Origin of the sequence: Hominimerdicola alba (assembly GCF_900109655.1) — a bacterium.
Lineage (GTDB): Bacteria > Bacillota > Clostridia > Oscillospirales > Ruminococcaceae > Hominimerdicola > Hominimerdicola alba_B.
Window position 1 is genome coordinate 45,033 of the sequence record NZ_FOAT01000010.1, and the last position, 18,346, is coordinate 63,378.

Here is an 18,346-nt window from a genome sequence, read left to right on the forward strand (position 1 = left end):
CTTCGATTATGAAAAAGATCTTACATATTTCAAAATACTATTATCCCTTTATAGGCGGAGTTGAGGAGGTCGCGGCTGACATAACTCTGGCGCTGAAAGGGGAGGACTATGAGCAGAAGATCATCTGCTTCAATGAGGATTCCACTACCGATGGTGTGACTACACACAGGGGCGAGACTGTTCATGATGACGTTAACGGCGTTGAGGTCATTCGCTGTGGCTCGGTGGCAAAAGTGGCTTCTCAGGCGCTTTCCGTGACTTACTACAAGGAACTCAAAAACGTTATGGAGAGTTACAAGCCCGATATCATTGTGTTCCATTATCCAAATCCATTTGTTTCGGAGATGCTTCTGAGATACAAAAAGAAGGATTTCAAGCTGGTGGTTTACTGGCATCTGGATATCACAAAGCAGAAGGTGCTCTCGAAGCTGTTTTACCGCCAGAATATCGAACTGCTTGAACGGGCTGACAGGATCATCGCCACAAGCCCGAACTATATAAAGGGAAGTCCGTTCCTTAGCCGTTTCAAGGACAAGTGTATGGTAATACCCAACTGCATCAACAATGAGCGTCTGAAAGTTACACCCGAGATAGAGGAACTTGCGGCGAAGATACGCAAAAAGTACAAGGATAAGACCATATGCTTCGGTCTGGGCAGACATATTCCCTACAAGGGCTTTATAAAGCTGGTTGAGGCGAGCCGTTATCTGGACGATAAGTTTGCTATACTTATCGGCGGCAAGGGCGAACTGACAGGTATGCTGATGAAAGAAGCATCTGGCGACAGCAAGGTGCATTTCCTTGGAAAGATCAGCGACACCGAGCTTATCGCTTGTCTGATGGCCTGCGATATATTCTGTTTCCCGTCGGTTACAAAGAACGAAGCTTTCGGCATCGCGCTGGCAGAGGGTATGTATTTCGGTAAGCCTGCGGTGACATTCACTATCCCCGGCAGCGGAGTTAATTATGTTAATGTCAAGGATGTTACGGGTCTTGAGTGCCCGAACTCCGACAGCAAGGCTTATGCTGATGCTCTTGAAAAGCTGGCTGGCGACCCCGAACTGAGGGAAAAGCTGGGCAGCGCGGGCAGAGATAGAGTGCTGGATAATTTCACCTATGATATCTTTGCCGATAACATCAAGAAAATGATAAAAGAACTGTGATACGTGATAAAAAGGCATCTTCCGCGGAAGATGCCTTTTGTTTTTTATGTGTAAATTTCAGACAAAAAAACGACAGCCTCCGAAAAAGCTGCCGTTTTGATTATCATGATCGATCGCTTGCAGAATTACTTAACAGTAACAGTGATAGCGTTCTTGATAGCACCTGTTGTATCCCACTTGCCGTTTACTCTTGCAGCAACAGCAACCTTGTAGGTCATGCCGGGAGTCAGGTTCTTAGGAGTGATATAGCTGTTTGTAGTGATGTTGGAAGTCTGAACTCTCCACTTACCAGCCAGATATACAGCGATGCCGTACTTGTCAGCGCCCTGTACCTTGTCCCAAACGAACTGGATCTGGTGATACTGAGAGTTGGTAACAGCTCTGAAGTTCTTAGGAACAGTGTCGCTGGTAGAAGAGGACTTGCCTATTTCTGTGGTAGCGGTGTTGATGCCGTATACGAGGTTGCCGCTGAAGTTGTCACCTGTCAGGGTGGGCTTGTCGATATTGAGAGTCAGCTTGGAACCGTTAGGATTTGCGCCGCTCTTTACCTTCAGAGTGAATGTGCCCAGCAGATTGCCGCTGAGTGTTGCAGCTGAAGATACATTGTAGAATGCGTTGGTGTACTCGCCGTTAGCGTAGTTATCCAGGCTGCTCAGAGAGTTTGTTGCGAAAGAGAAGCTTACGTCATCAAATACGCTCTTATCTACGTTCAGAGTCATAGTACCGGCAGAGATCTGGTTGTTTGTCAGACCGCTGAGGTATACGGGAACTGTAACGTAAGAATTGCTGACTGAGGATGTACCCAGCTGCAGGTTAGCCTTTACACTGCAGAGTGTTCTCATAGGAGTTGAGGTTCTCTCGCCTGTAGACTTGTTGATCTTAACAGCGTAGATGTGTGCGCCGTTCATAGCAGAAGTCATGTTAACAGTGATAGCCTTTGTGGTGTAGTTCAGCTTTGTCCAGTTGAACTGTTCGATCTTGTTTGTACCCTTGGTAGCGCTGGAGCTGTAGTACCACTCATAAGTAAAACCGCTGGTACCATAAGCCTTATCCTGAGTGCCGAGGATAACTTCCATTGTGAAAGAGCTGCCTACTGCACAGTAAAGGTCGCCTGTGAAATATGTGCCGTCATACTCGAAATCGCTGATATCAGCTGCGCTGGCTACGATAACATTGCCGGCATTTGCGAATGTTGCGGGAACAATGCCTGCAGCGGTAGATCCCATGATTGCTACTGCTGAAAGAACTGCTGCGCATTTGCTTACAACTTTTGTCATGTTCATCTAAAAAGACCTCCATATTAATTTAGTATGTTTCGTCAAGTACTATCGGATCAAAATGCAATTTTCATAAAAACTGCCAATCCTATAATAGCCTATTCTCCCTATGATCCGATTTCTTAACTTATTTAATTATATCATATCATTTATATGCTTGCAATAGTTAAAATAAATAAATATTACGGTCGGGGTTTATCACATTAGTATAATTATATAAGTTATAACAATTTGTATATAATACAACTTTTATTTCGGTGCTTTTGGGGAAGTTTAGTATATTTTGAATAAGATAATATTCTTATATAACATCAGTGAGATGCCAAACATATAAAATCTACATCTTATCATAAAGCAGTCAAACCGATATCATGTTAAGTATGCTTGCGGTTTTGCAGGTCATGAGTTAGTAAGCATTTGAGAGATGCTGCTTGCCTGATGAGAATGCTTACTGTAAGTTACCTTATATATGTAAGGTATATCGGATTTGCCTGATAACTCCGAGGGTAATGCCAAAGTGCTTTTGCCGCCGGTCATCTTTTACAATAGGGGTGTATTCTGTTTGATACAGGGCTTCCGCTTATTTATACTATAACATCAAACAGCAATAGTTGCAATGGACATATTGTATAAAAGTATTTTGACTCAATTGTTAACTTCAAGTAAACAATAAAATAATTAACCGATGTTTTAGTTCTTGTTTCGGCGATATGCGATTATTTTTTGTAGCATTGTCGATTTCGTACACGGTTAAGTAAAAATCAGTTTGCCGATGAAGTGATTTTGATATATGATAAGTATTGACGTTTGAAAAATATTGTTGTATTATTTTTAGTGTTTTGATTGGTGATTGATCTGTTGCTTTTTGATATTATCAGCTAAGAAACGCTGTATATCTCAGATCCTGCATGTTTCAATGATTGATATTCGTAGTTAAATGTCAGATAATTTCCGGTTCTGAACATTTCGGATAATTATACGAAATATCGAAAATTCAAGCGGGTATTTCAGCGAATTTGTCGGTTAGCTATAATTTATGCACATGCAAAATTAATCGATTTTGTTCATTTACTGTTCATTGATATGATCAGGTAAGCATAATTATCGTTTTTTGGCGGCTTTATCCGTTTAAAATTGACATAACAGCGCCGAGAATTCATTCTATTTTTACAAGAGGGATTTGACATATCCGCTAAAAAATAGTATAATATAAGGGATAATTATTAGTACGGCGGGCTGTGTTTCAAATTGTCGCTTTTGCACAGTGGAGATATACAGCTGATAATATACATTAATAATGGGAGTGAACGATATGAAAGGTATTATTCTAGCCGGCGGTTCCGGCACAAGACTCTATCCATTAACGATGGTAACATCGAAACAGCTTCTGCCTGTTTATGACAAGCCTATGGTCTACTATCCTTTGTCAACATTGATGCTGGCTGGCATAAAGGATATACTCATAATATCCACCCCCACCGACCTGCCGAATTTTGAAAGGCTTCTCGGTGACGGTTCGGAGTACGGTATCAGCCTTTCTTATAAGGTACAGCCTTCTCCCGATGGTCTGGCTCAGGCGTTCATTCTCGGTGAAGAGTTTATCGGCGACGATGCCTGCGCTATGGTGCTGGGCGACAATATTTTCTACGGCAACGGCTTCGGAAGAATTCTCCGTACCGCCAAGGAAAATGCCGAGAATAATGCTCGTGCGACGGTCTTCGGATACTATGTTCCCGACCCCGAACGTTTCGGTGTGGTCGAATTTGATGAAAAGGGACAGGCTGTTTCCATTGAGGAAAAGCCGAAGGAGCCTAAGTCCAACTATGCGGTGACGGGACTGTACTTCTATCCCAAGGGAGTTTCTGCCCGCGCAAATGCAGTAAAGCCCTCGGCTCGCGGCGAGCTGGAGATAACCACCCTCAATGAGATGTATCTTGATGACGGTCTGCTGGATGTTCAGCTGCTGGGCAGAGGTTTTGCATGGCTGGATACAGGTACGATGGACAGTCTTGCGGAGGCAACTAACTTCGTGCAGATGGTACAGAACCGTCAGGGAATAGAGATTTCCGCCCCCGAGGAGATAGCTTTCATCAACGGCTGGATAGACAAGGACGGGCTGATGAAGTCTGCCGAAAAATACGGCAAATCTCCCTATGGTGCGCACCTCAAAAAGGTGGCAGAGGGTAAGATTAAATATTAAGGAGCTTTTTTAAGATGGGTAATTTTACGTTTAACGAGACTAAGCTGAAAGGCGTTTACATAATCGACGTCAAGACCTACGGCGACAACCGCGGCTACTTTATGGAAACTTATAAAGAGAGCGATTTCAAGGCGGCAGGTCTTGATTACAACTTCGTTCAGGATAATCAGTCCAGTTCACGCAAGGGCGTGCTGAGGGGTCTGCATTTTCAGAAGACCTATCCTCAGGCAAAGCTGGTGCGTGTGCTGAAAGGCGAGGTGTTTGATGTTGCTGTTGACCTGAGAAAGGGAAGTGAGACCTACGGACAGTGGGTTGGCGCAGTGCTTTCTGAGGAAAACAAGCGTCAGTTCATGATACCCCGCGGATTTGCACATGGTTTTCTTGTACTGAGCGATTACGCCGAGTTTGCATACAAATGTGACGACGTTTACCATCCCGAGGACGAGGGCGGTATCATGTGGAATGACCCTGCCATCGGTATAGAGTGGCCTGAAGCGGGCGAACTGATACTCAGCGAGAAGGACAAAGTTCACCCCTCACTGGCAGAATCCAAGATTGAATTTTAAGGAGAATCGATATGACTATTTTTGTAACAGGCGGCGCAGGATTTATCGGCTCGAACTTCGTGTTCCATATGCTGGATACCTATCCCGATTACCGCATCGTGTGCCTTGACAAGCTGACCTATGCAGGCAATCTCAGCACACTTGAACCCGTGATGAAGAACCCGAATTTCAGATTCGTGAAGATAGATATCTGCGACAGGGAAGCTATCTACAAGCTGTTTGAGGAAGAAAAGCCCGATATCGTTGTTAATTTTGCGGCTGAATCTCACGTTGACCGTTCCATTGAGAACCCTGAGATATTCCTGCAGACAAATATCCTCGGCACACAGGTGCTGATGGACGCTTGCAGAAAGTACGGCATACAGCGTTATCATCAGGTAAGTACCGATGAAGTTTACGGCGATCTGCCACTTGACAGACCCGACCTCTTCTTCACCGAGGAGACACCTATACACACTTCATCGCCTTATTCTTCATCAAAGGCTGGTGCTGATCTGCTTGTAATGGCTTATCACAGAACTTACGGTCTGCCTGTGACAATTTCCAGATGTTCCAACAACTACGGTCCTTATCACTTCCCCGAGAAGCTGATACCGCTGATGATAGCAAATGCACTGGCTGACAAGCCTCTGCCTGTTTACGGCGAGGGTCTTAACGTCCGCGACTGGCTGTATGTTGAGGATCACTGCCGTGCTATCGACCTTATCATACACAAGGGCAGGGTCGGCGAGGTTTACAATGTCGGCGGACACAACGAGATGAAGAACATCGATATCGTTAAGCTGATATGCAGAGAACTGGGCAAACCCGAGAGCCTTATCACACACGTTGAAGACAGAAAGGGTCACGATATGCGCTACGCTATCGACCCCACAAAGATACACAACGAACTGGGCTGGCTGCCCGAGACCAAGTTTGCGGACGGTATCAAGAAGACTATCGATTGGTACCTGAACAACCGCGAATGGTGGGAAACTATAATCAGCGGAGAATATCAGAACTACTACGAGAAAATGTACGGTAATCGTGCGGAGGTCTGAAATGTCCGCGAAGCGCAATTATTCAACTGACTTGCTTCGTTGTATACTGATGATAATGATAACTGCACATCATATCATCGTTCATGCATTGGATCTCAAGGCCATCGGATCAGGCAATGTAAGCCGCGATCAATTTCCTTTTTCTTTGTTTTTGCTGAACTCATTCTGCATCATAGCCGTTAATGCGTTTTTCTTCATAAGCGGCTACTATTCCATCAAGCTGAAATCCAAAAAGATCGTCTTGCTGTACGTTGAGATGGTATTTTATTTATTCATCTGGTACCTGGTAATGCTATTCAGCAAGCAGTTCACGCTGATGTCTGGGCAATCGCTGAAATACCTGTTCAACGTGGCGTTCCCCATATCGACGTACTGGTTCATGGGCGCATATTTCCTGCTTTGTATACTTGCGCCGTTCATCAACGAATTTATCGATTCACTTGATGCTTCAAAGCAGAAGAAACTGCTGATAACACTCAGCGTGGTGGCAGTTGTGTACGGCTTTATTTTCGACTGGGACGGCATCGGCAGAGGACACACATTCCTGCACGGTCTGTATATGTATTTTGTGGGTATGCTGTGCCGCAAGAACAGTGAAAAGCTGCCTAAATCCAAGCTTTTGTATCTGGGCATATATCTTGCGACCTCGGCGGCTGTGGCATTTGCGGCTTTTGTGATGTACAGAAAATCACATTCCACACTTTCGTGGTATATTTACAGCTACAACGATCCGCTGATAGTTTTAGGCGCAGTGGCACTTTGTTTGCTGTTTATTTTCTGGGATTCATACGGACCTATATCGGAATTTTCAAGCAGGATATCGAAATATGTGCTTGCAGTCTACCTTATAACGGTAAACCCTACGATAGTTTTCTATCCCGTTAAGAAATTCATGGAGACCCACAACAGTCAGCCTGTTGTGATATCTTCGATAATCGTGTATTCTTTTGCATTGTTTGCCGTATGCATATTGCTGGATTATCTCAGGGATAAGCTGTTTTCGGCGATAGGCAGAATACTTCATCTGGAGGATATATATGAGAATATTTGTAACTGGTACTGGTGGTCAACTCGGTTATGATGTAATGAACGAGGTGGCAAAGCGCGGTCATGAGGCTGTGGGCTCGGATATACTCGATAGTGTTCCGCAGGATTTTGAGTACATTAAACTTGATATTACTGACCCCGCGGCTGTTGAAAAAGTGCTTTCCGAAGTCAAGCCCGATGTTGTTATCCACCCCGCCGCGTGGACGGCTGTTGACGCTGCCGAGGACGAGGAGAATCTCGCTAAAGTCCGCGCGATAAATGTTGATGGACCTCAGAATATCGCGAATGTATGCAAAAAGCTGGGCTGCAAGATGATACAGATCTCCACCGACTACGTTTTCAACGGACAGGGAGAAACTCCCTGGCAGCCTGACTGCAAGGACTATGCTCCCCTGAATGTTTACGGACAGTCAAAGCTTGACGGCGAACTTGCGGTAGCTAATACTCTGGATAAATATTTCATCGTCAGGATAGCATGGGTCTTCGGTGTTAACGGCAATAATTTCGTAAAGACCATGCTGAATGTGGGCAAAAAGTACCCCGAGGTTCGTGTGGTAAATGACCAGATAGGTACACCTACTTACACCTATGATCTTGCAAGACTGCTGGTGGACATGGCTGAAAGCGATAAATACGGCTACTATCACGCTACCAACGAGGGCGGATATATAAGCTGGTACGATTTCACCTGTGAGATATTCAGGCAGGCGGGTTATGATACAAAAGTCACCCCTGTGACAACTGCGGAATACGGGCTCAGCAAGGCGGCGCGTCCTTTCAATTCAAGACTGGACAAGTCTAAGCTTGTGGAAAACGGTTTTGAGCCTTTGCCAACATGGCAGGACGCAGTAGCGAGATATCTGAAAGAAATAAAATAATCGGGTGGTCATATAAATGTTTGACAATAATTTAAAAACTGTATTCGTGACGGGCGCGGCAGGATTTATCGGCTCGAATCTGGTAACAAAGCTGTTCGGTATGCTTGATGGTGTATGCATCATCGGGCTTGATAATATGAATGATTACTACGATGTAAGCCTGAAAGAATACCGTCTTTCCGAGATAGAAAAAGCTGAAAAGAACAGCAAGTGCACTTTCAAGTTCTACAAAGGCGACCTTGCTGACAAGGCACTCATCACAAAGATATTTGAGGAGCACAAGCCTGAGATAGTCGTAAATCTTGCGGCGCAGGCGGGTGTAAGATATTCCATTGAAAATCCCGATGCCTATATAAATTCAAATATGATAGGCTTTTACAATATCCTTGAGGCCTGCCGTCATTATCCTGTGGCACACCTTGTTTATGCAAGTTCTTCCAGCGTTTACGGCGGAAACAAGAAAGTTCCTTTCAGCACTGATGACATGGTAGACCACCCAGTTTCGCTGTATGCGGCGACAAAGAAGAGCAACGAGCTTTTTGCCCATGCATATTCAAAACTTTACAATATCCCAACCACGGGATTGCGTTTCTTCACAGTCTACGGTCCTGCGGGACGTCCCGATATGGCATATTTCGGATTCACCAACAAGCTTGTAAAGGGCGAGACCATAAAGATATTCAACTACGGCAACTGCAAGCGCGATTTCACTTTTGTTGACGATATCGTTGAGGGCATAGTCCGCGTTATGCAGAAAGCTCCCGAGAAGAAAAACGGTGAGGACGGTCTGCCTGTACCGCCTTATGCGCTGTACAATATCGGCGGCGGTACTCCCGAAAATCTGCTGGATTTCGTGCAGATACTCAGCGAGGAGCTTGTACGTGCAGGGGTTCTGCCCAAGGATTATGACTTTGATGCTCACAAGGAACTTGTACCAATGCAGCCTGGAGATGTTCCTGTGACTTACGCAGATTCATCGGCGCTGGAGCGTGATTTCGGTTTCAAGCCGACTATCAGCCTGCGTGAGGGACTGCGCAGTTTTGCACAGTGGTACAAGAATTTCTACATGGGAGGAAACTAAGATGAAGATAGCAGTTGCGGGTACAGGTTATGTGGGACTTTCGCTGGCTGTTCTGCTGGCACAGCACAACACTGTTACCGCTGTTGATATAGTTCCCGAAAAGGTGGATATGATAAACAACAGGATATCGCCTATACAGGACGATTATATTGAGAAATATCTGGCTGAAAAGGAGCTTGACCTCACAGCGACCCTTGACGGCGAGAGCGCATACAGGGAAGCGGAGTTTGTTATAATAGCAGCTCCCACCAACTACGACCCCAAGAAGAATTTCTTTGACTGCAGTGCGGTGGAATCTGTTATCGAGCTGGTTATGAAAGTCAATCCCAATGCGGTGATGGTGATAAAATCCACTATACCTGTGGGGTATACAAAGTCGGTGAGAGAGAGATTCGGTACCGAGAACATCATTTTCAGCCCCGAATTTCTTCGCGAGAGCAAGGCGCTGTATGACAACCTCTATCCCAGCCGTATCATTGTCGGCACGGATATGGAGAACGAAAAGCTTGTAAATGCTGCGCACACCTTTGCTGAACTTTTACAGCAGGGCGCATTAAAAGAGGATATCGACACCCTGTTTATGGGCTTCACCGAGGCTGAGGCTGTAAAGCTTTTCGCGAATACTTATCTTGCCCTCAGAGTATCCTATTTCAACGAACTTGATACCTATGCCGAGATGAAAGGTCTTGACACTCAGCAGATAATAAACGGCGTATGTCTTGACCCGCGTATCGGCAGTCACTATAACAATCCAAGTTTCGGTTACGGCGGATACTGTCTGCCAAAGGATACCAAGCAGCTGCTTGCAAACTATGAAGATGTTCCACAGAATATGATGTCTGCCATAGTTGAATCCAACAGGACGAGAAAAGACTTTATCGCTGACCGTGTGCTTGAAAAAGCGGGATACTATTCCTCAAACAGTTCATGGGATTCTACCAGCGAAAAGAACGTAGTCATCGGTGTTTACCGCCTGACTATGAAATCCAACAGCGATAATTTCCGCCAGAGCTCTATTCAGGGAGTTATGAAGCGCATCAAGGCAAAGGGCGCAACAGTCATAATCTACGAGCCTACTCTGAAAGACGGCGAGACTTTTTTTGGAAGTCAGGTAGTGAATGACCTTGAAAAATTCAAAACACAGTCTGCTGCGATAATCGCCAACAGATATGACAGCTGTCTTGACGATGTGCGTGAAAAAGTCTACACCAGAGATCTTTTCAGAAGAGACTGATATAAAAACACAAGCCACGGTATTTCCGAGATGCGTCCCGGAAATGCTGTGGCATTTCTGTCGGTAAATATTTTACGGAGGTGCAAAATGATAGGAGATATAGTAACAGTTACAGTTGACAGACCCATGGGAAGCTATCACCCAGAGTATAAGGATATGTATTATCCCATAAACTACGGATATATCGAGGGAATAATCGCACCCGACGGCGAAGAACAGGATGCGTATATCCTGGGTGTTGATGAACCTGTTGAAAAATACACAGGTAAGATAATAGCAATCGTCCAAAGGGCTGATGATGTGGAAGAAAAATGGGTGGTCTGCCCACAAGATATATCATTCAGCGAAGAGGAAATAATGGAAAAGATACGGTTTCAGGAACAGTATTTTCAGTCAGAGATAATAATGTAAAAAACTCTGCCGCGGAGGTTAAAATTTTTCTTCGCGGCAGAGTTTTTTGTTGATTTTTTTAGAATAAAGTGTTATAATATATTTACAGCGGACGAAGATCATTGGCAGTTCGCTGTAATTTTATCGTACCGGAGGACAGCAAAATGTTATACTATATCAAAAACACTCTCGAAAAAGCAGAAGATACCAACAGCGGAAGACAAGGAGCTAAATATGTGGCGGTGCTTACCTCCGCTGAATGGGCAGAATATAAGGATACTTTCGATATGGGTATAGAAATGGATATTGACCTTGCCTCGGTACATTCAACAAAGGCTGAGGTGAACTACGATTCGCTGACAGGTACTTTTTCAGTGCCTAACCGCAGAAAGATATCGGGACCAAAAACGAATTTTGCCTTTGCACTTGATGAAAAAGGCATAGTATTCATCGATGACAGCGGAATGGTTGAAAAGATACTGCATAACATAACCCGCACCAAAAAATGGGTAATGCCCAGCCTTGAAAGATTTATATATGATTTTCTAGAACAGATAGTCACGGGAGATCAGGCGATGCTGGAGGATTTTGATAAGGAGCTTGATACCATAGAATCAAGGATACTGGAGGGTTCCGAGACCGACCCGTCGCTTAGAGTCAGCCGAATCAGGAGCGACCTCAGGGATATGCGCATACATTATGAACAGCTCCAGGATCTTGCGCAGGAACTGGAAGAAAACGAGAATAACTTTTTCGTAAAGGATAATGTAAGATATTTCCACCTGTTCAACCAGCGCATATCGCGTCTTCACGATATCACCGCATCTCTGCGTGATTATTCAATACAGATCAGAGAGCTTTACCAGTCAAAACTCGATGTTAAGCAGAACAGGATAATGACCATCCTGACGGTTATCACATCCATCTTTATGCCTTTGACCCTTATAGCAGGGTGGTATGGCATGAACTTCAAATATATGCCTGAGCTTGGATTCAGGTATGCGTATCCGATAGTGACAGCGGTGAGTGTACTTATTGTTATCATCAGTCTGGTATTCTTTAAAAAGAAGAAGTGGCTGTAAGGGCAAAGCATACATAAAAACGCGGTAGCAAACTAGTGCATTAATCAAAGCTATGCCGCGAATCAAAGCTTTTGGTCAAGCTTTTCACGAAAAGCTTGCGGGGAGCCACAGTCAGCAAAGCTGACTGTTAAGGGCAGAGCCCTCAACTCAAGGCACAAAACCAACGCGACAACTAAGCAATAAATAGAACAGCAACCTATCGACCAATAGGCGCGGCAATAAAAAATTTTAGAGCGTGGACAAACAACAGTCCACGTTCTTTCTGTATGCGTAAATTATTGCCGCGCCTGCTGCCAAACAGCGAAGCCACAGCCGACGCAGTCGCTGTTATTCGACAGCTCGACCCGAGGAACGAGGGGCGAAAACTTGCAAATCTATGTCCTAAAACAAAACCATCGACTATACCAGCAAGTACAATTAAAATGATTACCTAAATTATTTATCCAGCCCAGAAAAATACTCCTCTATCTCTCCGCGTTTCGCAGTAAGAGACCCCTGTATCATCAAGTCCGAACCGCCGCCTTTCCCGCCAAGCGCAGAGTTTATGTCCCTTGCCATGGTGCGAAGCGGAAGCTTCTCGGAAGCGATTATGTATCCGAAACCACCCTGTTCTTCGGAAAATACAGCCGCCAAACCGTCTGTCAGCTTTACAGCTTGGTTGGCTATCTCCCGCATGGTGTTTCTGCCAAGCCCACGTGTGAAAATGCAAAAGCTTTTCCTGCTGTCGTTTTTCAAACCGCTGATGATCTCCTCGGCGGCATGCCTCTCGTTTTCGGTTATCTGCCTTTTCAGGGCTATGTTCTCGTTAAGCAGCTTTTCCACAGCATCTGCGGTCTTTTCGGGCTTTGCCGAAAGCAGGTGAGATATCGCCGCGTTGCTTTCCATTCTCTTCCTGATAAGATCAAGGGCATCAAGTCCGCTGAGAATGTGCAGCCTTGTGCCGCCGCGGTTGCTTTCGGATGATATCACCTTTACGATGCCGATACCGCCCGTAGTCGGCATATGCGGAGCACAGCAGGCGCAGTTGTCAATGCCCTCTATCGTGACTATCCTGACATTTTCGGTCATTTCAAGCTTGCTTCGGTATTCGAGTGCTGCAAGTGTGCCGCTGTCGGGATAGCTTATGGTTATGGGGATATTACGCGCTATAGCTTCATTTGCACGCTGTTCACATTCGCGTATGTCCTCGGGGGAGATAACACCGTTAAGGTCAAGCAGAACTTCCTCCGAACCCATGTGAAAGCCCACATTCTCGTACCCCAGCTTGTTGTGGATAAATCCCATCAGCAGATGTTCACCCGAATGATTCTGCATACGCCTTATGCGGATATTTTCATCTATATTGCCCCGCACCTCAGCGCCAACTTCAAGAGGTGACTTGCAAAGATGTACCACTTCGCCGTTTTTCTCGTAGGTGTCAATGACCTCTACACCGCCGAGAGTTCCCACATCTCCTGCCTGTCCGCCGCCCTCGGGGAAAAATGCAGAGCGGTCAAGTACCGCCTCAAAGCCGTTTTGGGTTTCATTACATTGGGTGACAACGGCGCTGAAACTGAAAAGCATACCGTCATCAAAAAGTTTTTCTGTCATATAAGTGCCTCGCTATATTTTTTCAAGAATTAGTTTTATATGAGTGTTATCGGTAAAATCGAACCCGAAATCCTTGCGTATCTGCCACGAAATATACGGCAGTGTGAATCCGTCCCTGTAAACCACCCTGTAACCCTCCGGGATGCGGCTCATGAGTTCTTCCGTGAATATAGGCAGATAGTTCTCGTGAACTTCTCTGTCCCAGTTCTGGGTGTACTTGTATTTCAGCAGAAAATGGGCTAAATCACGCTGAGTGCGTACCTTGCCCCAGACATTCTCAAAGCTTTCAAGCCACTCCGCATAGCTGCTTTTCCTGATTATATCAAGCTTTTCGGCATCGCAGGGAGTTTCAGCCATGCTTGCGGGACAGCTCATATCACGTATAGCCACATACCTGAAACCGCTGTCAAATACCCTCTCCCAGAATATGCGTACATCCTCATCGGAGCCGTATGAGTAGACCTCGTGGATGGTGCTTGAAATGTTTATAAGGCTCTCCCCGAAAGGTATGCCTATCTTGTCCCAGTCATCGAAAAATTCTGCATCACTGACGTTCTCTTTCGCGGCAGTTATCATCTCACTGCTGATATCATAGCCGATGTAGCTGTAATCGGGGAACATGGGCTGCATGGCTTTTATCAGCTCGCCGTTGGCACAGCCGAAATCCAGTATGTACTTAAATGGCTCAAACACCTTATCTATAAAAAACATTTTATCAAGGATAGAGCGCTGCATACGTGTCAGGTATATCTCAAGGTCTGCTATCCTGTTTTCATCTATATCCATAGTTCAAACCTCCTGTCGGCGTAATATGTAATAATTTTAGCACTTTCGTGTATGGTTGTCAATCGGTGGAACGCTCCGCATATTCGCCGTATCCAAGGTCTGCAAAGTCTGCGACCGAACTGTCGATATCAAGTATTTCAGCCAGTGATACCACCCTCGCATCGTCTTCGGTGTGTTCCTCACCGCAGAGAAACTGCCAGCAGCCGTCTTCATCGTGAAAAATATAAACGATGGGGCTTCGTTCTTCAAGTACATGACGGCAGATGATGCAGGCGGTATCGGGGGCATCGCTGAAAGGGAAATTCTCATGCATTTATAGTTCTCCTTATATCCTCAACAGAAATGCCATAGCACTTCCGACATTTCTGCCTGAAATGCTATGGCTGTAAACTGCCGTTATCTCTGTTTTTTCTTCATAACAAATATCACTACGCCGATCACGAGTATTACTGCAACAGCAGCGATACCGACGAACAGTCCCTTTGCCGCAGAAGTCCAGTGTGCCTCGCCGGGAACTGTTACGGTACAGCTGTAATCGCCCTTGCGAAGTTCAGCGTCCACCATCTCGGCGATGACCTTATGACCCTCCGCGTTGGGGTGGATATCGTAGTCAGCCATGTTTGTCAAATCAGCGTTCTGACCCTCAAAACGGCTTCCCACATCTATAACGGTGTAGTGATGCTTGCCATCCTTTTCAGCACTGTCCTTAACTATATCGTTGAAAGTATCTATCTTGCCGTCAGCATAATCTACCAGCATTTTCCAGTCAGAGAAGTACTCCACAGGGTTGTAGAGTGTCTGTATGTATATCTCGCCGTCAGTGCGGTCGCGGAGTTTCTGTTCGATCAAGGCGAGATTAGTCTCGTAGCCTTTAAGGGCATCATCTATTTCGTCACTCATGGAAGTCAGGCTTGATAAAGCGTCCTTGAAATTTATCCTGTCGAAGTCAAAGTCGCCTGCATTTTTGTCCCAGCCAAGATCTTCGGCAGCCGAGAAAATTATATGCAGTATGTCGTTTCCGCCGATGGATACTACCACAGCGTCGCTGTCTTTCAGGTCTTCATCGATATTGCCGCTGTCCAGCAGGTCGATAAGATCCTGGGAGGTATTTCCCGAAACTGCATCGTTTTTCATTATGAATCCGCAGTCCTCGTTTGCAAGCACCGCCGCATAATCGCTGCCGATGATATTCGCGTAGGAATCACAGTGATAGAGGTCGGATTTGTCGTAGCCCTCCAGACCGTAGCCCGCAGCTATGGAGTCTCCCAGGAATACCAGCTTCGGCGGTACGGGGAGTTTCTTTGTCTCCTCCACCATATCCCTTTCTTTCAGGGTGCAGGAACACAGACCAAACACCGCAGCGCAGGCTGTTACAAAAGCCGTGATACGTTTCTTCATAGGACAGCACCTCCGTTATCTGTTATTTACCTTTGGTTATCGCCGTTCTTATAGCGCGCAGTTCATCGGGCTTCAGCTCGCGGTATTCGCCGGGTTTCAGCATACCAAGCTTCAGCGGGCCCACAGCAGTACGTTTCAGTCTTGCAACTTCCAGTCCTACTGCCTCGCACATTTTTCTTATCTGTCTGTTCCTGCCCTCGTGGATAGTCATTTGCAGAACAACTCTTCCTGGCTGCTTATCAAGCACTACAACGGAACATTCAGCGGTCATTCTGCCGTCTATCTCAACGCCTGAAGCCAGTTTTACCAGCTGTTCATCGTTGATATCGGGGCGCACGGTGACACGGTATGTCTTGCTTACGTGCTTTGAGGGGTGCATGATATCATTAGCGAAAGCGCCGTCATTTGTCAGCAGCAGCAGACCCTCGGAGTTCTTATCCAGTCTTCCAACGGGGTATACTCTTTCTGGCAGACCCTGCAGCAGGTCGGTAACGCACTTTCTGTCAAGCTCGTCGTTCATGGTGGTAACATATCCGCGGGGCTTGTGCAGCATTATGTAATAGAGAGTCCTCTTTCTGGGCTGATCTATCTTTATGCCGTCAACGACTATAAGGTCTTTGCCTGGGAGTGCCTTGTCACCCAGTGTGCAGGGTCTTCCGTTTATCGTTACCTTGCCCGCTGCTATGTATTCCTCAGCCTTTCTGCGGGAACAGAACCCGCTTTCGGCTATTATCTTCTGTATTCTTATCTTCTCCATATTTACTCCTTAACTTATATTTATCCCGAAAAGATATCAGGGCTTTATCACGCCCAAATCTCCTCGTATCCATTTATTTCCTGTACAGCTTCATCCGAAGCTCCTAGTATATGTATATTCAGCTCGTCGGATGAGGGCAATCAATGCCCCCATCTTCCGCTTTTGCTGTTTATATCACAGTCCTGTAAACTGTCTGAACTTTCTGAAAATTACAATAATGAAGCTGTTTTCTGCCGCGGGAGCGCTGATATCCTCAGCCGCTGTGATATCCCGCCTGCCTATCTCTTTGCCGTCAAGAAGATAAACTATCTCTCCCACCTTATCGCCATTCTTTACGGGCGCATAGATGAACTGCGGCAGGTATACGCGGCTTTCGGCACGCGCCGCGCCCTCTGCGGTCATAGCCGTCACCATCTCGGGGACTTTGCACTTCACCCGCCTGCCGTCGGCTGTCATGAGTTCAGTTTCGCCCTCTTTCGGATAAAGCTTTACCTGCTCCACCTGCGAGAAACCGTAGTCGAACAGCGTCATATGGTCTTTCCAGTCATCGGGGTCATTCAGGGTCACGCATATCAACTCACAGCCGTCCCTCATGCATGATGATACAAGGCATCTACGCGCCTTGTCGGTGAAGCCAGTCTTTATCCCTGTGATACCGTGGTTTTTCAGCAGTTTGTTGGTGTTCACCAGCCATCTTTCATAAGGCGGGTCACCGAATTCCAGTTTCACCCGCTGAAGTCCGCAGATATCGCGGAGATCCTGATTCTTCATAGCTTCCGCCGCAAGCACAGCCATATCTCTGGCTGTGGAATAGTGGTCATCGGTGTAGTCGTCAAGCCCCGAGGGTGTGACAAAATGGGTGTTTTCAAGACCCAGCTTTTCAGCCCTTGCGTTCATAAGCTCAACAAAACCGTCGATACTGCCCGCCACACGGACTGCCGCCGCGTTAGCCGCGTCATTTCCGCTGGGCAGAAGCATACCGCATGCAAGGTCGCGCAGAGATACTTTGTCACCCTGACGAAGCCCCATTGAACTGCCCTCGGTCATAACAGCAGCGTTGTCCACCGTGAATTTTTCGTCAAGACCGTCCTGTTCAAGTACTATCAGCGCCGACATTATCTTGGTGGTGCTTGCCATCGGCAGAGGTTCGTCTGCGTTCTTTTCAAAAAGAACTTCTCCCGTACTGCCGTTGTAAACTATTGCCGCTTTTGCAGATATCTGCACCTGACTTTCAGCCTTTGCACCAATCGTACTCAGGGTGAATATCATAAGCATCGCCAGCACCGCCGCGCCTGCAAAGAATCCAAGCCTGTCACGCCTCATATCATCACTCTCCCGAAAATTTTCTCTCGGGAGTAGTTTATCCGCAGCGCTCTGAAAAATTATCGGAAAATAATGTTTTTTTAGATGTTAGCTCATTCCTCGAAATCGGCGTAATCGTCAATTATCTCTTCCGATGCTTTCTTTCCGCCCTTTTTGCCGTCGATGAAAGATGTTATCTTGTCGATGACAGTGGGTACCATATCAACGATAGCGTTGCCCTGAGGCGAATTTGAGGTTATCTGCAGAAGCTTGACCTCGCCCTTGTATATCGCGATGAAAGCCATAGGAGTAATGGTAACTCCGCCGCCCGAACCGCCGCCGAAAGTATCCTTGGTGGACTTTGTAGGCAGATCTGAACCGCCCGATGCAAAGCCGATGCTTACCTTTGATACAGGTATTATAGTAGTGCCGTCCCCTGTAACTATAGGCTTTCCTACGATAGCTTCGCCGTCAGCAAGTTCCTTTACCTTGGACATGGCAGTATTTACCAGTGCTTCTATCTTAGTGCTCTCGTTCATATTTAACAACCTTTCT

The 18,346-nt window shown here is 46.1% G+C and carries 18 protein-coding genes; 10 read left to right on the forward strand and 8 right to left on the reverse strand.

Going from position 1 to position 18,346, the window contains the following annotated elements:
- Positions 1-8: 8 nt before the first annotated feature.
- Positions 9-1,163, forward strand: coding sequence for a glycosyltransferase (locus tag BMY75_RS11320; RefSeq protein WP_074833922.1), 1,155 nt, complete (start codon positions 9-11; stop codon positions 1,161-1,163).
- Between the two features lie 125 nt (positions 1,164-1,288).
- Here BMY75_RS11320 and BMY75_RS18740 read toward each other — a convergent pair whose 3' ends face one another.
- Positions 1,289-2,446 carry a cohesin domain-containing protein gene (locus BMY75_RS18740; RefSeq protein ID WP_074833924.1) on the reverse strand — a complete coding sequence of 386 codons (1,158 nt, stop codon included), beginning with the start codon at positions 2,444-2,446 and terminating at the stop codon, positions 1,289-1,291.
- Between the two features lie 1,306 nt (positions 2,447-3,752).
- Between BMY75_RS18740 and rfbA the strand changes: the two genes are divergently transcribed.
- The 9 genes from rfbA to BMY75_RS11370 all read left to right on the forward strand — a co-directional run bounded on the left by rfbA (position 3,753) and on the right by BMY75_RS11370 (position 11,958).
- The gene (gene rfbA, locus BMY75_RS11330; RefSeq protein ID WP_074833926.1) at positions 3,753-4,640 is read left to right on the forward strand and encodes a glucose-1-phosphate thymidylyltransferase RfbA; all 888 of its coding nucleotides are present in this window, start codon (positions 3,753-3,755) and stop codon (positions 4,638-4,640) included.
- 14 nt (positions 4,641-4,654) lie between these two features.
- Positions 4,655-5,206 (forward strand): dTDP-4-dehydrorhamnose 3,5-epimerase, encoded by a 552-nt coding sequence (gene rfbC / locus BMY75_RS11335; protein ID WP_074833928.1) that lies wholly within the window; start codon positions 4,655-4,657, stop codon positions 5,204-5,206.
- Between the two features lie 11 nt (positions 5,207-5,217).
- Entirely contained in the window at positions 5,218-6,246 is a 1,029-nt protein-coding gene (gene rfbB / locus BMY75_RS11340; protein WP_074833930.1) for a dTDP-glucose 4,6-dehydratase, read from the forward strand.
- Position 6,247: 1 nt separating this feature from the next.
- A complete protein-coding gene (locus BMY75_RS11345) occupies positions 6,248-7,327 on the forward strand; it encodes an acyltransferase family protein (protein ID WP_074833933.1) in 1,080 nt (359 codons plus the stop codon).
- Positions 7,284-8,171 (forward strand): dTDP-4-dehydrorhamnose reductase, encoded by an 888-nt coding sequence (gene rfbD / locus BMY75_RS11350; protein WP_074833935.1) that lies wholly within the window; start codon positions 7,284-7,286, stop codon positions 8,169-8,171. Before BMY75_RS11345 ends, rfbD begins: the two co-directional genes overlap by 44 nt.
- Before the next feature lie 16 nt (positions 8,172-8,187).
- Positions 8,188-9,252, forward strand: a complete 1,065-nt coding sequence (locus tag BMY75_RS11355; RefSeq protein ID WP_074833937.1) for an NAD-dependent epimerase/dehydratase family protein — start codon at positions 8,188-8,190, stop codon at positions 9,250-9,252.
- 1 nt (position 9,253) lies between these two features.
- Positions 9,254-10,486 carry a nucleotide sugar dehydrogenase gene (locus tag BMY75_RS11360; protein ID WP_074833939.1) on the forward strand — a complete coding sequence of 411 codons (1,233 nt, stop codon included), beginning with the start codon at positions 9,254-9,256 and terminating at the stop codon, positions 10,484-10,486.
- Between the two features lie 87 nt (positions 10,487-10,573).
- Complete coding sequence (locus tag BMY75_RS11365) at positions 10,574-10,897, forward strand: inorganic diphosphatase (protein WP_074833941.1); 324 nt, start codon at positions 10,574-10,576, stop codon at positions 10,895-10,897.
- A 143-nt stretch (positions 10,898-11,040) separates the two neighbouring features.
- Entirely contained in the window at positions 11,041-11,958 is a 918-nt protein-coding gene (locus BMY75_RS11370; protein ID WP_074833943.1) for a magnesium transporter CorA family protein, read from the forward strand.
- Positions 11,959-12,393: 435 nt separating this feature from the next.
- Here BMY75_RS11370 and BMY75_RS11375 read toward each other — a convergent pair whose 3' ends face one another.
- From BMY75_RS11375 to BMY75_RS11405, 7 genes are all read right to left on the reverse strand, one after another.
- Entirely contained in the window at positions 12,394-13,548 is a 1,155-nt protein-coding gene (locus BMY75_RS11375) for an alanyl-tRNA editing protein (protein ID WP_074833945.1), read from the reverse strand.
- 12 nt (positions 13,549-13,560) lie between these two features.
- A complete protein-coding gene (locus BMY75_RS11380) occupies positions 13,561-14,334 on the reverse strand; it encodes a class I SAM-dependent methyltransferase (protein ID WP_074833948.1) in 774 nt (257 codons plus the stop codon).
- Positions 14,335-14,392: 58 nt separating this feature from the next.
- Positions 14,393-14,647, reverse strand: coding sequence for an immunity protein Imm33 domain-containing protein (locus tag BMY75_RS11385; RefSeq protein ID WP_074833951.1), 255 nt, complete (start codon positions 14,645-14,647; stop codon positions 14,393-14,395).
- Positions 14,648-14,730: 83 nt separating this feature from the next.
- Positions 14,731-15,732, reverse strand: coding sequence for an SGNH/GDSL hydrolase family protein (locus BMY75_RS11390; RefSeq protein ID WP_074833954.1), 1,002 nt, complete (start codon positions 15,730-15,732; stop codon positions 14,731-14,733).
- Positions 15,733-15,754: 22 nt separating this feature from the next.
- Positions 15,755-16,489, reverse strand: coding sequence for a pseudouridine synthase (locus tag BMY75_RS11395; protein WP_074833956.1), 735 nt, complete (start codon positions 16,487-16,489; stop codon positions 15,755-15,757).
- A gap of 174 nt (positions 16,490-16,663) precedes the next feature.
- Positions 16,664-17,812 (reverse strand): D-alanyl-D-alanine carboxypeptidase family protein, encoded by a 1,149-nt coding sequence (locus tag BMY75_RS11400; RefSeq protein ID WP_074833958.1) that lies wholly within the window; start codon positions 17,810-17,812, stop codon positions 16,664-16,666.
- Positions 17,813-17,904: 92 nt separating this feature from the next.
- Complete coding sequence (locus BMY75_RS11405) at positions 17,905-18,330, reverse strand: GerW family sporulation protein (protein ID WP_074833960.1); 426 nt, start codon at positions 18,328-18,330, stop codon at positions 17,905-17,907.
- Between the last annotated feature and the right edge of the window lie 16 nt (positions 18,331-18,346).